Below are 13385 nucleotides of genomic sequence, written 5' to 3'. Positions count from 1 at the left end.
ATTCTATGGCTTAACAGCTTTTGCCTTCTCTTCCGCAATGAGCAGATCGACCCAAGCCTGATTATACAAATAATCCTTATGGGTTCTACGATAATGACAATATTTGCTCTGAACTTGCCCCTTTTTGGGAACAATTTTCCCCGCCGGCCTAACTTTATGCCTTTTCCATGCTTCTGTATGTTGATTACCAGTATATTTGCGACCAGTAGCTTTTCTGACTGCTTCGCATACAGCCATAGGCCTAAAAGGATAATCTTTATCAGCGTAAGATTTTTTGAGTAAAATATTATGGATTTGTTTTCCCTCTGCGGAATCAGGTGCAACAAATTCAACCGCCATATCAGCGCTGCCTTTGGGAACTGCCTGTTTTACATAGACAAGTTTAAACCGATATTCCAAATCTTTAAGCTGCTCTTCACTCAGATTGCCGTAAACCTGTGCATCAAGAGCCTGCAATTCACGCGGAACACTATGCTTCTGCAATTCGGCAATGCCGTGAATATCATGTTTGGCAAATTGCAGGGCAATAGATAATTCTTTTTGCAGGGAAAGCCGTTCACCAAACCACTCTCTCAGCATTTTATCAAAATTCAGACAGCACGCTTGAAACAGCATATCATAGCGCGTTTCAATACGAATATCAGGCAATTTATGCTCAATAGCATCACGGAATCGTTTTAAAGAAGCCAGATTATCCTTAATACCTTGTGCTAAAGGAAAATCAGGCTGATTTATCAAAAACTCCAGCGTTGACGTCTGCCCATTATCCTGCTGAATACTGATATTTTTCCTGAGACAATATTCATGCACCAGATACGTCCAGGCTATATTGGCCAGAACGCAAAAACCCTCCGCTTTAAAGAGGATAGAGGGATTATTAAAAATACCAACGGCGGCACACATAGCTTCACGCGCATAGATTAAACGCGCATCATCAACAGGGTTTAGCCCGGTTTTATAATCGTAATTGCGTTTCTTGTATAAGAAATTATCCGCTTCTTCTTCAGAAGCTTTCGGAATAATGCCATCGCTCTTTACTGTATCAGACATACGCCCGCCATTTATCGGCAAAGCACGCCCGATATTTATCCAATTTACTATTTCCTGATTAGAAAATCCTCGCTCTAAAAGAGCTTTGGCAATAGCTATTTCTTCGCGAGTGAGAGAGTTCTTAATCCGTTTCGCCATAGCTCACTTTCCCTAAGGGCCAAAAACTATAAGCTTAGAAACAAGAAAAAATGGTGCGGCCGAGAAGACTCGAACTTCCACGGGTTGCCCCACAGCGACCTCAACGCTGCGCGTCTACCAATTCCGCCACGACCGCATAAATATCGCCGATCCGCCTGATACAAATAAGGCACCCCGCTGCAAAAGCGGTAATCCGCGTGTCAAAGCCTGTAGCAAATTGCCGAAAAATTTACAAGCGCTTTTTAGCACAGACAGCCGCTTTTCTGCCCGGGCGGTGGGGTGATACGACACATCTATTCGTCAGAATTTATAGCCGTCACGGCGCGCTGCCTGCCCTTTTGCAAACACGATACTGCGGCACAGGCGCAGCAAGCGCAATAAAATTCCCCTCGCCGCTGCTAATACCGCGCCGGCACCCAAGGCAATGAACCCCCCCTCGCCGGCGCATTCAGCAAACCGCAGGGCACGGTTCCCCGCTATCGGGCGCAAAATTAACCGCGCAGTTCAGGCAGCCGCCCGGCTGACAGCATATTTGTCTGTCACGCTTTATGAGCCACCCGCGGCATTTGCTGCCTTGTTACTCAAACCGGTTTAAGCAGCAGCGGAGCCGTCAGCCCGTCATTTGCCCAGGAGGCGCAGAAATTCTGTTTTCAAAGCCGCGTCTCTGGCATAAATGCCGCGGAAAATAGTGGTAATGGTGCTGGAACCCTGCTTGTGCACACCGCGCATAGCCATACATAAATGCTCAGCCTCCAGCAATATTGCCACACCGCGCGGCTTTAAATTGCGCTCCAGCGCATCGGCAATTTGTGCTGTCATTGTCTCTTGCGTTTGCAGGCGGCGGGCATAAATTTCTATCAGCCGCGCCAGTTTGGAAAGGCCGATAACCGCGCCCGCCGGCATATAAGCAATAGAAGCTTTGCCGATAATCGGCACCATATGGTGCTCGCAATGCGAATAAAAAGGAATATTTTTAATCAGCACCGGCGCATCATAACCGCCCACTTCCTCAAAGGCCGTGCCCAGAACTTCTGCCGGCTCCCTGCCATAGCCGCTAAATAATTCATTATAGGCCTTAACCACGCGCTCAGGCGTCTTTAACAGCCCTTCACGCTCCGGATTTTCCCCTATCCAGAGCAAAAGCGTGCGCACCGCCTGCTCGGCTTCAGCCTGGCTCGGCCGGCGCAAATCTGCCTCATTTGCTGATTTTGCTGTTTTTTTATTTTTCATTGCCATAATTTCGGTCACTATATATTTTACTCGGAGTTTAAGCTATATTAAGCGGGATACGCCTTGCCGCAAGGGCGCTACCATATAATAAGACAGGCGGAATGGGAAGCTGTCAGCGCCAAAACAGGCAGCAAAAATACACAAGACATTCCTTTAAAAATATATGATTCAGCAAAAACTGCAAAAGCAGCCCAAATTTAGAGGCCGGAATTTTGCCGCCCCATGGCCGAAAACGCCGGGGCGCCTTTTCGGCACGGCTCTTATCCGGCTTTATCAGCTCAGCCTTTCCGGCTTTATCGGCGGCCATTGCCGCCATTTGCCCACATGCTCGGAATATGGCTATGAGGCCATAGCCCGTTATGGCCTGTGGGCGGGCAGTTTTATAGCGCTGTTTCGCTTTATCCGCTGCGGCCCCGGCGGCACATATGGCTTTGACCCGGTGCCGGCCGCCCTGCCCGCTTATTATTCCCCTTTCAAGCCGTGGCGCTATTGGCATTTACCGTCCTTATCGGCCGGCGATGATGAACCGGAAAAACGGCCGCCTGAATTATTAAAACAGCAGGATTTTAACAAGAGCAAGCAATGAGACCTTTCCTTTTTCGCTTTTTTTGCTTAAACAAGGGGGTGAGGTTTGCTCCGCCTGCCAAAATCAGTGTTCAGACTCCGGTATTGGCAGTATAAACAGGCAGCAATGCCTGTGCTGATTTGAGGTTTTGCATGTCTGAGAAAATTTTTCTCTCTTTTCCCGATGGCGCGGAACGCAGCTATCCTGCCGGGGTAACAGGGGCGGATATTGCTGCCTCGCTTTCCAAATCGCTGGCCAAAAAAGCCGTGGCTTACAGCCTGGACGGGGTCTTGCAGGATTTGGCCGATAAAGTCACGCCGATTAAGAGCAAAACCGGCAAATTTGAGCTTATTATGCGGGAAGATGCGCGCGCGCTGGAGCTTATCCGCCATGATTGCGCCCATGTGCTGGCCGAAGCGGTGCAGGAGCTGTTTCCCGGCACACAGGTGACTATCGGCCCGGTTATTGAAAACGGCTTTTACTATGATTTTGCCCGCAACAAGCCGTTTACCGCAGAAGAGCTGCCGCTGATTGAAGCAAAAATGCGTGAGATTATTGCCCGTAACCGGGCTTTCCGCAAAGAAATCTGGTCGCGGGAAAAAGCAAAAGAAATTTTTGCTGCCAAAGGTGAGGCCTATAAAGTGGAACTGATCGATGCCATTCCTGCCGGGGAAGATGTGAAAATCTACTTTCAGGGCGACTGGTTTGATTTATGCCGCGGCCCGCATATGGCTTCTACCGGTTTTATCGGCAATGCTTTCAAGCTGATGAAAGTGGCCGGCGCCTATTGGCGCGGTGATTCGCGCAACCCCATGCTCACCCGTATTTACGGCACCGCTTTTGCTCATGAAAAAGAGCTGAAAGCCTATTTAACCCGGCTGGAAGAAGCAGAAAAGCGCGATCACCGCCGGCTGGGGCGTGAAATGGATTTGTTCCATTTTCAGGAAGAAGGCCCGGGCGTTGTCTTCTGGCACGCCAAAGGCTGGAAAATGTTTCAAAATCTGGTTGCCTATATGCGCCGCCGGCTGGACGACCATAATTATGTCGAAGTCAATGCCCCGCAAGTGCTGGATAAATCTTTATGGGAGCTTTCAGGCCATTGGGACTGGTATCGTGAAAATATGTTCAAGGTTACCCCGGCCGGTGATGAGGCTGATGACGACCGCGTTTATGCGCTAAAGCCGATGAATTGCCCCGGCCATGTGCAAATCTTCAAGCATGGGCTGAAATCTTATCGTGATTTGCCGGTAAAAATGGCAGAATTCGGCGCTGTGCATCGTTATGAGCCTTCCGGTGCCCTGCACGGGCTGATGCGGGTGCGCGGCTTCACCCAGGACGATGCCCATATTTTCTGCCTGCCGGAGCAACTGGCAGAAGAATGTTTGCAGATTAACGAATTGATTTTATCCACTTATGCCGATTTCGGCTTTCATGATATTACGGTCAAACTTTCTACCCGGCCGGAAAAACGGGTTGGTTCCGGTGCTTTATGGGATAAAGCCGAAGCTATTATGGCTGATGTGCTGAAAAAAATTGAAGCACAGGCCGGCGGTAAAATCAAAACCGGTATTTTGCCGGGTGAAGGCGCTTTTTACGGGCCGAAATTTGAATATACGCTGAAAGATGCCATTGGCCGGGAATGGCAATGCGGCACGACTCAGGTGGATTTCAACCTGCCTGAGCGTTTTGGCGCTTTTTATATTGACAAAGATTCGGAAAAACAGCGCCCGGTAATGATTCATCGCGCTATTTGCGGCTCTATGGAGCGTTTTCTTGGCATTTTGATTGAAAATTTTGCCGGCCATATGCCGCTATGGTTTGCACCGCAGCAGGTGATTGTTGCCACTATTACGGCAGAGGCCGATGCCTATGCCGGGCAGGTTGCGGCGCAGTTAAAGGCAGCGGGCTTGAGCGCTGCTGCCGATTTGCGCAATGAAAAAATAAATTATAAAATACGCGAGCATTCCTTGCAAAAAGTGCCGGTGATTCTTGTTTGCGGCCAGAGGGAGGCAGAAAAAGGCACAGTTAATATGCGCCGCCTGGGCGCCAAAGACCAAAAGGAATTGCCGTTAACAGAGGCAGTGACTTTATTGGCGGAAGAGGCTATGCCGCCTGATGTCAAACGCAGGCGGCTTTTGTAAATATGATTATGGCGGCTTAAATGGACAGGTTTCAGGTGGCAGAGTGAGAGAGATTTCGTGAAAAAGGCAAATAAAACAGGCTTTATGCCAAGGAAATGCGGCTGTTTTATTATGCCGCTTATTGTGGAAGCAGCGGATAAATTATGAGTCTGATTGAAGCGCGCCAGGCTGATCCCAAACGCCTGATTGCCGGAGCAACGGGTGAGTGGGAAATTATTATCGGCATGGAAGTTCATGCCCAGATAAGCTCCCGGTCAAAATTATTTTCAGGTGCGGCGACAGATTTTGGAGCAGAGCCGAATGATAATGTGTCGCTGATTGACGCCGCTATGCCGGGCATGCTGCCGGCTATCAATGCCGAATGCGTGCGTCAGGCCGTGCGCACGGGGCTGGGGCTGCGCGCTAAAATCAATCTGACCTCAGTATTTGACCGCAAAAATTATTTTTATCCTGATTTGCCGCAAGGCTACCAGATTTCGCAGTTTCGCCAGCCTGTTGTCGGCGAAGGTAAAATTCTTGTCTCGGTCGGGCCGGATAATAAAGGCCGGTTTGAAGAGGTAGAAATCGGCATTGAGCGCCTGCATCTGGAGCAAGATGCCGGCAAATCCCTGCATGATCAGCACCCGACAATGTCTTTTGTTGATTTGAATCGCGCCGGCGTGGCCTTGATGGAAATTGTCTCCCGGCCGGATTTGCGCTCAAGTGAAGAGGCGAAAGCCTATTTGACCAAATTGCGCATGATTGTGCGTTATCTCGGCACTTGTGACGGCAATATGGACGAAGGTTCCATGCGCGCCGATGTCAATGTTTCCGTGCGCCGTGTCGGCGAGCCTTTCGGCACGCGCTGCGAAATTAAAAATGTCAATTCCATTCGTTTTGTCGGTCAGGCGATTGATTATGAAGCGCGCCGTCACATCGCCATTCTGGAAGATGGTGGCACAATCGCGCAGGAGACGCGCCTGTTTGATGCGGCAAAGGGGGAAACGCGCTCCATGCGCTCCAAAGAAGAAGCGCATGATTATCGCTATTTTCCCGATCCGGATTTGTTGCCGCTCAAATTTGATCAGGAATTTGTTGATAAACTGGCCGCTGATTTGCCGGAATTGCCTGATGAAAAGAAAAAACGTTTCATTGAGGCTTTGGGTTTGAGTGCTTATGATGCCTCTATTCTGGTGAGTGAAAAGGCTGTCGCCGATTATTTTGAGGCGCTGGTAGCAGCGCAGCCCGATGTGGAAAAAGACGGCAAAGCCGCGGCGAATTGGGTAATTAATGATTTACTCGGCGCTTTGAATCGGAGCGCTTTGCCGATTGAAAAATCGCCAATAAAGCCGGAGCAGTTAAGCGAAATTATCCGGCTTATCAAAACCGGAGTGATTTCCGGCAAAATTGCCAAAGATGTGTTTGAAATTATCTGGCAGGAAGGCGGCGACCCGCAAAAAATTGTTGCACAACGCGGCCTGGAGCAGGTAACCGACAATGCAGCCATTGAAAAAGCGGTTGAAAATATTATGCGGGCGAACCCGGATAAAGTGGAACAGGCAAAAACAAAGCCAGGCCTTGCCGGCTGGTTTGTCGGCCAGGTGATGAAGGCGACAGGCGACAAAGTAAACCCGCAAACTGTCAATATTGTAATTAAACAAAAACTGAATCTTGAAGATTAAGGCGCAAATTTCTGGTATATAAATTATAATCAGGCCAAAATGGCGGAACTGGTTGGAATTGGCAGGCAGTTCGGTTGGGCCTCAAGCTTCGGGAATAATTTATCTTCGAGTGGGAATATTGGCAATGGCGCGTTTATTCAAGCAGATTTTCACCTGGTGGAACGGCAGCACACTCAGCATGCGCTTTTATACATGGCGCAAAGGCCGATATATCGGTCATGATGAATTTGGCAATATATATTATGAGGGCGGCACAACCAAAGAAGGGAAGCCGCGCCGCTGGGTTATTTATAAAAATTATTCTGATGCCTCTACTATCCCGCCTGGTTGGCATGGCTGGATTCATCATCGTGTAGATATTCCTCCCTCTCAGGAAAATTATCACCCGCATACATGGGAGAAACCGCATCAGCCTAATTTGACCGGCACATTTGCCGCTTACAGGCCGCAAGGCTCAATAGCGCATCACGGCCAAAGGCCGCAAGTCACAGGTGATTATGAAGCCTGGGCACCGGAAAACTGACCGGAGCAGTGGTTTTGCTCATCGAATTTTGGCTTGAAGACGGTTTGCCGGGGCAAGACGTGCCGTGTTATGGCGAGGCGCCGGCCATTTTAGCCGGGATAAAATTTCGCTCTTTCCGGCCGATTATGGTGCCGGCAGCCGCTAATAGCCTTCAAATAAAGCCTTAAGAATTATGATTCCTGCTTATAGTGGCGCGAGTGCCGAGCCTGAAAGTTTAATGGCACCTATGCTTTTGCCGCTATATTCCGGTGCTGCCGCACCTATATTGGCTAATAGACGCGTTAGACCGGCTAATCGCTGCTATGTGCGCTATTCCGGCACCGGCACCTTGCAACAGCTTTCTGTATACGCCATTGTAAAGCAGTTGATTTGGCGGTTTTGCCTGATAATCGCTATTCGGTGCGGTTATGGGCAAACATGGTTTTATCATCGTAATCGGGAAACAGAGTCTTGTTTTAAAAATATCGGCAATTTTCAGAGAGATAATAGTAAAACAGCCTTTTTTATATTATAACCCTGTTATGAGAGTGAAAATGAGTGAGAGTAAACGGCAAAGGCCTGTTATAATATATGTCGACTGAAATGAGAAAATTTACTGCCTTTAATCGTATAAAGCATGTGCTGGCCGTTTTTGCTTTGTCCGGCGCCACGCTTTTTATCTGTAGCCTGTCAGCGCCAGCCGAGCGTATTCGTAATCCGATTGCCGTTTTTTCCGGCCTGGATAAAATAACAGGGCGCACGACAATTTTTAATATTCGTATCAATGAGACATATCAATTCGGCTCTTTGCAAATTACGCCGCGCATTTGTTATACTAATCCGGCAGATGAAGCAGTCAAAACAGATAGTTTTGTTGAAGTGAATGAAATAACGCTGGATCAAAAAATCAAACGTATTTTTACCGGCTGGATGTTTGCCGACAGCCCCGGCCTGAATGCTGTAGATCACCCGATTTATGATGCCTGGCTAATAAATTGCAAGCAGAAATAATAAAGCCTGTTGAAGATTCTTGCCCTTTTGCTCTGTTTTATCTTTCGCTTCCTCTTTTTTGATAAGAAATACGGAGCGTTTGTCAATATGGATTTTTCGTTGCGATCTGAATCAGTGCCTGTTTGGTCTGAAATATTTTATGTTGTATAAAGCAAATATTAGACAGCTAAAACAGGGAATTCCTGTTACCTTACAGCTTCAACCGGTAAAAAATATTTTTCTTTTAAAACGGAAAGTCTCCCAGCCATAATAAACGGCCTTTATAGCCCAAGGCATACAGCAAAAAAGCAAATTTCGGGGAGAGTAAATCATAAACAATAAAGGGAAAAATCAGCAGGAAAAATATTTATATAATAAATTTTCAAAAATTACTGTGCCACAAAGCAAGTACCGCCGGCCTGCTTGTATTCTTCACATAAATGAGCGGCGGCTTCGCGGCTTTCTGCCTGGATACGCACGCGATAATATGTCCCTTTATTCGGAATAAGGGCCGGGACAATGACAATTCGGCGCCCAGTATCTTCACTTAAATATTTCTTCGCCATACGGATAGATTGCTCAGCCGCTTCCTTACTTGGTTGCGAAGATATTTGCATATAAAAATTGCCCCCAACGGCGGCGGCGGCCATTTGGGCAGAATCGGCTTTTGCAGCAGCAGTTTTTTGCACCGGCGAAGCAACGCGCTCTGCCGGTTTCACCGGCGGCGGCGCCGTAGCAGACGAAGCTGCCGCTACAGGCGGCGCCAGCGCATTTTTGTTGTCGACCTGGTTCTGCTTATGCCCCTGTTTCACCGTAAAGCTGCCCTGAGCACCGGGAAGCAGCACCTTTTCCGTATCGCGCCCGGCAGAAGCAATAATTTTCCTGTCAGCGCCGACACGCACACTTGGTATAATGTGAACCGGAGTGGCCCGCGCCACAACAGATTTCACCAGAGAATCAACCGAAGATTGATCAAAACTGCCTTCATCAGAAAAAGGCAATCTTTCTTCCATTTTCTGCATTTCAACCGGAGCTTCCGTCTTGTCAATCAACATTTCCTGTTGATTTTGGGCAGCATTATCGCCGCTTACGCCTTCTGCAACAGATTGCTCCTGATTATTGGCCGCTTTTACCGCAGAATTATCCGGCTTGACCTTATAATCCCCCACAGCCTTGTGAATAATTACGGGCCCGCCGCTATAAGCTGCCTGACGGCCGCTAAACACCCAATAAAGCCCGGCGCCGGCAAGCAGTAAAATAATAAACACCGCCACCAGTAATATTATTTTTTTACCCTTGCCTCCCTGCACCGGCAAGGGCTTGCGTTTATACGGAGCCGGCGGCACAGCAGCAGGGGCTGCCCAGTCATATAGGCCGTCACCATAAGCCGCATCAGCGGCAAAATTCTGCCCGCCGGCATGGGCAGCCGCTTGAATCCCGCCCGGCTGCGCTTTGGGCGCCGGAGCAGCCGAATCGGCCAAACCAGCAGCAATAGCTGCTTTACTGCGCTCTGCCCGGGCCGGCCGGCTTGCAGCTATTTCTTCAAAATCGCCGGCGATACCTCCGCCTGCTGCTTCATTTATTGTGGCAGTATCAGCCTTTAAGCGAGCAAAGTCAGCGGCAAAATTATCCTCTTCTTCGTCTTCAATAAAAGGCAGCGGCGCTTCATCACCCGTATTATAAGGCGGCTCTTCCATAATATCGGTATAAGCAAAACCGGCCGCGGCAAAATCTCCGCCCGCTTTTTCACTTTGCGCCGGTGCCATACCCTGCTCTCTATAAAGCCCCGCAGAAGCAGCAGAAAAAAACTGCCCGCTATTTTGTCGCGCAACCCCGCTATCATAATAGAGCGGTTGCGCCCCGCTATTATATGAAGCAGCCTGCAAATTATAGCCGTGAGAAAAGCTTTGCCCAATAGCAGAAGGCGCCGCAGCGTTTCTTTCTTCATTTCCGGAATCGGAAAAATCATAATCCCGGGGTGAGGCAGCCTGAGCCGGCGACATAAAATCCTGCCGCTCATAAGCATTAACAGCAGGATATTCTCTTTCTTCAGCAGCCAAACCCGGCATAGCCGGCTCTTCCGCCGGCGCATTATAATCATAGTCATAATCATAATCGGACGGCTCAAAACGGGCCGGCTGGAGCAAAGCCCCTTCATTCAGGCCGCTATGAAATGTTTCTTCAGCAAAAAGCCTGTCCTGCAATCCGCTTTCAGCAGAATCATCATCAACCGCCCTGCCGCCCTGAATATTATTATTTTCGACAAAATATCTCTCTGTCATTCCCGGTTCTCCCTGCGCCGGATCAGGCGCATAGGGCGCTTCATCAGAATAGGACTCCGCTACGGCCGCATATTGAGGTCGGCTTTGCCCATAAGCGTCATCATCATGCCGGCTATATATATCCTGCCTCGCCTCCGGTGCAAAAGATTGATGAGCATAACCGTTCCTACCGGCAAAACCCTGCTCACCAGCCTCCATTGCCGGCAAATCACGCCCCCTCGCTTCATTGGCGGGATTATATATTTCCTGCTGCGGCATATAGGTTTCATATTGCTCGTCCGCATAAAAAGCCGAGCCCGGCCGGCCGGCGGCCGAATTATCATATTGATAAGGATTATTCGGCGGCGCAGCATTATAAGGCTCAGCCTGCCCGGCCCCAAATGCTTGTCCACTCATCTCATTACAGGCCTGAAAATCAGCCTCAAACTCTGTCGTATTATTATCAGACACAAAACTGCCGCCTGCATCATGAATAGTCTGATCAGGATAAGCAATATCAAGGGCTGGAAACGCACCCGAAGGATACTCATCACCCGCAAAATTATGCTGATCGGCAGGCAGATTACGGCCGGAAAAGCCGTTTTGTGCCTTGCCGCCAAACATACGGGGGAGCTCCGGAAAGGTATTGGAACCTTCCGCGACTTTACCACTATTATTGCCGGATTTACGATCAAAGTTCATATCTGTGTTCCTATCGGACAAAATCTCCCCTTTGTGCCGAAAACTTTTAATATGCCAGACGATACGATAAGCTTAAAATATGCCAGAGACATATAAAAAAAGATTGCCTTTTTGCCGCCTCAGCCGTTTTTTTAAAGAAAATACACAGAAAAAGCCTGTTTTTTCCAACAAAAAGCAGTTTGCAGCACATAAAAGACAAAAAACAAAATCTATTTTAACGAAAAATACAGAAACCCCCTCTCCCGGCTCGAAGCTCCGCCGCGTCAACTGATTCGCTATGCGGCCCGTTTCTGCCCTGTTTGGGGCAAGAGCACGGCAAAAAGCCGACAAGGCCGCCAACAGAATGCACAAACCGCCTTATTGGCGCACTTGCCTACATTTCCTGCGGGGCTGAAACTCCCATTAGCATCAGGCCGCCGGCCAGAACATCGGCAACAGCCTGCACCAGCGCCAGACGCGCTATTGTCAGCGCCTGATCCTGCGGCTGGATAAAGCGCAGGGATACAGTATCATTGCCCTTATTCCAATGAGCGTGAAAATCGGCAGCCAATTCATAAAGGTAAAAAGCCAGCCTATGCGGCTCACGCGCCAGGGCGGCAGCCTCGATCAGGCGCGGATATGCTGCCATTTTACGAATAAGCGCCAATTCACTCTCATCATTTAGCCGCTCCAGCGCCGCTGCCGGCCAATTTTCACGGGTTAAGCCTGTCACCCCTATTTGCCCGGCGGCCTGCCGCAAAACAGAATAACAGCGCGCATGCGCATATTGCACATAAAAAACCGGATTATCTCTGGATTGTTCGGTCACTTTGGCAAAATCAAAATCCAGCGGCGCATCGGCCTTGCGATATAACATCATAAAACGCACTGCATCGCTGCCGACTTCCTCTACCACATCACGCAAAGTGACAAAATTGCCCGCCCGCTTGCTCATGCGCGCCGGCTCACCATTGCGATACAGCCTGACCAACTGGCACAAAAGCGCATCAAGCCTGGCCTTGCCGCCGGAAACAGCCTTGGCGACAGCTTGCAGCCGTTTGACATAACCGCCGTGATCAGCGCCGAGAATATAAATCATCTCTTTAAAGCCGCGATCATATTTATCCTTGAAATAGGCAATATCGGCGGCAAAATAAGTGTAAGAGCCGTCAGCCTTTATCAGTGCCCTGTCCACATCATCACCCACAGCAGTAGAACGGAATAAAGTCTGTTCGCGATTTTCCCAATCGGCAGTTTTTTTGCCCTTGGGCGGCGGCAAAACACCCTTATAAACATAGCCGCGCACAGTCAAATCATCAATCGCCGCTCTAATGGCCGCGGCGTCATTTTTATGCAAAAACCGCTCCGAAAAAAATTTTTCGTGATGAATATTCAGGCTGCGCAAATCCTCGCGAATCAGAGCCAGCATCGCCTTGACGGCATAATCCTTTACCAGCGCCAGCGCTTCGCCTTTATCGCGGGAGAGCAGGCTGTCGCCATAGATTTCTGCCAGTTCCCGCCCCACCGGCACCAGATAAGCGCCGGGATAAAGCCCCTCAGGAATCGCGCCGATAATTTCACCCAGCGCCTCACGATAACGCAGCAACACGGATTGCGCCAAAACATCAATCTGGCCGCCGGCATCATTGACATAATATTCCTTGACCGTATTAAAACCGGCAAAATGCAATAAATTAGCCAGAACATCGCCGACAACCGCCCCGCGACAATGGCCGACATGCAAAGGCCCGGTCGGATTGGCAGAAACATATTCCACATTGATTTTAGCCTTCTTCCCCCGGTCAGAGCGGCCGTAATTGCGCCCGGCGGCCAGAATATTGCCCAATAAAGCCTGCCAGCAACTCTCTTTCAGCCTGATATTGATAAAGCCCGGCCCGGCCACATTTACAGCGGCAATATCCTTGTCATCTTGCAGTAAAGCAACCAGTCTGCCGGCCAGATTACGCGGATTTTCGCCGTATTGGCCGGCCAGCACCATAGCCGCATTGGTAGCAATATCGCCATGCGAGGCATCACGCGGCGCTTCTATACTGACCAAATCAAGATCAAGCGGCGCGCCGTCTTTTGCCCGCAAGCCGGCTTTTATTATTTTTTCTTTAAGGCGGCTTTCAAAAAGATTAAAAATATTCATAGTCTTCATCGTCA

The 13385-nt window shown here is 49.3% G+C and carries 10 protein-coding genes and 1 tRNA gene; 6 read left to right on the top strand and 5 right to left on the bottom strand.

The window, feature by feature from the left end; all coding sequences use genetic code 11:
* Window positions 1-3: 3 nt before the first annotated feature.
* The 3 genes from DPQ22_RS06345 to folE form a co-directional block, all read right to left on the bottom strand.
* Window positions 4-1188: a DUF3644 domain-containing protein gene (locus DPQ22_RS06345; protein ID WP_150214255.1), complete on the bottom strand. Its 1185-nt coding sequence runs from the start codon at window positions 1186-1188 to the stop codon at window positions 4-6.
* A 51-nt stretch (window positions 1189-1239) separates the two neighbouring features.
* Window positions 1240-1324: transfer RNA gene (locus DPQ22_RS06340), tRNA-Leu, on the bottom strand.
* Between the two features lie 482 nt (window positions 1325-1806).
* Entirely contained in the window at window positions 1807-2418 is a 612-nt protein-coding gene (gene folE / locus DPQ22_RS06335; protein WP_150214791.1) for a GTP cyclohydrolase I FolE, read from the bottom strand.
* A 163-nt stretch (window positions 2419-2581) separates the two neighbouring features.
* Between folE and yidD the strand changes: the two genes are divergently transcribed.
* From yidD to DPQ22_RS06305, 6 genes are all read left to right on the top strand, one after another.
* A complete protein-coding gene (gene yidD, locus DPQ22_RS06330; protein ID WP_150214253.1) occupies window positions 2582-3004 on the top strand; it encodes a membrane protein insertion efficiency factor YidD in 423 nt (140 codons plus the stop codon).
* Window positions 3005-3135: 131 nt separating this feature from the next.
* The gene (gene thrS, locus DPQ22_RS06325) at window positions 3136-5124 is read left to right on the top strand and encodes a threonine--tRNA ligase (protein ID WP_150214251.1); all 1989 of its coding nucleotides are present in this window, start codon (window positions 3136-3138) and stop codon (window positions 5122-5124) included.
* 143 nt (window positions 5125-5267) lie between these two features.
* Window positions 5268-6785, top strand: coding sequence for an Asp-tRNA(Asn)/Glu-tRNA(Gln) amidotransferase subunit GatB (gene gatB, locus DPQ22_RS06320; protein ID WP_150214249.1), 1518 nt, complete (start codon window positions 5268-5270; stop codon window positions 6783-6785).
* Between the two features lie 124 nt (window positions 6786-6909).
* The gene (locus tag DPQ22_RS06315; RefSeq protein ID WP_150214247.1) at window positions 6910-7308 is read left to right on the top strand and encodes an NADH:ubiquinone oxidoreductase subunit NDUFA12; all 399 of its coding nucleotides are present in this window, start codon (window positions 6910-6912) and stop codon (window positions 7306-7308) included.
* Window positions 7309-7480: 172 nt separating this feature from the next.
* Window positions 7481-7822, top strand: coding sequence for a hypothetical protein (locus tag DPQ22_RS06310; protein WP_150214245.1), 342 nt, complete (start codon window positions 7481-7483; stop codon window positions 7820-7822).
* Between the two features lie 56 nt (window positions 7823-7878).
* Window positions 7879-8298, top strand: a complete 420-nt coding sequence (locus tag DPQ22_RS06305; protein WP_190323170.1) for a DUF2155 domain-containing protein — start codon at window positions 7879-7881, stop codon at window positions 8296-8298.
* Window positions 8299-8666: 368 nt separating this feature from the next.
* On the opposite strand, the gene DPQ22_RS06300 is transcribed toward DPQ22_RS06305, so the two are convergent.
* Window positions 8667-11240, bottom strand: a complete 2574-nt coding sequence (locus DPQ22_RS06300; RefSeq protein ID WP_150214243.1) for an SPOR domain-containing protein — start codon at window positions 11238-11240, stop codon at window positions 8667-8669.
* 373 nt (window positions 11241-11613) lie between these two features.
* Entirely contained in the window at window positions 11614-13371 is a 1758-nt protein-coding gene (gene argS, locus DPQ22_RS06295; protein ID WP_150214786.1) for an arginine--tRNA ligase, read from the bottom strand.
* Window positions 13372-13385: the final 14 nt, after the last annotated feature.

The sequence above is a fragment of the Candidatus Tokpelaia sp. genome (genome assembly GCF_008636115.1).
Classification (GTDB): domain Bacteria; phylum Pseudomonadota; class Alphaproteobacteria; order Rhizobiales; family Rhizobiaceae; genus QLZD01.
Note: the sequence above shows the minus strand (reverse complement) of the source record. Positions and strands in the feature narration are given on the sequence as shown.

Excerpts from the sequence above, each read along its gene's own strand:
- yidD (WP_150214253.1), top strand. The coding sequence starts at position 2,582 with ATGATTCAGCAAAAACTGCAAAAGCAGCCCAAATTTAGAGGCCGGAAT.
- thrS (WP_150214251.1), top strand. The coding sequence starts at position 3,136 with ATGTCTGAGAAAATTTTTCTCTCTTTTCCCGATGGCGCGGAACGCAGC.
- DPQ22_RS06310 (WP_150214245.1), top strand. The coding sequence starts at position 7,481 with ATGATTCCTGCTTATAGTGGCGCGAGTGCCGAGCCTGAAAGTTTAATG.
- DPQ22_RS06345 (WP_150214255.1), bottom strand. The coding sequence starts at position 1,188 with ATGGCGAAACGGATTAAGAACTCTCTCACTCGCGAAGAAATAGCTATT.
- DPQ22_RS06315 (WP_150214247.1), top strand. The coding sequence starts at position 6,910 with ATGGCGCGTTTATTCAAGCAGATTTTCACCTGGTGGAACGGCAGCACA.
- argS (WP_150214786.1), bottom strand. The coding sequence starts at position 13,371 with ATGAATATTTTTAATCTTTTTGAAAGCCGCCTTAAAGAAAAAATAATA.
- gatB (WP_150214249.1), top strand. The coding sequence starts at position 5,268 with ATGAGTCTGATTGAAGCGCGCCAGGCTGATCCCAAACGCCTGATTGCC.
- folE (WP_150214791.1), bottom strand. The coding sequence starts at position 2,418 with ATGAAAAATAAAAAAACAGCAAAATCAGCAAATGAGGCAGATTTGCGC.
- DPQ22_RS06300 (WP_150214243.1), bottom strand. The coding sequence starts at position 11,240 with ATGAACTTTGATCGTAAATCCGGCAATAATAGTGGTAAAGTCGCGGAA.
- DPQ22_RS06305 (WP_190323170.1), top strand. The coding sequence starts at position 7,879 with ATGTCGACTGAAATGAGAAAATTTACTGCCTTTAATCGTATAAAGCAT.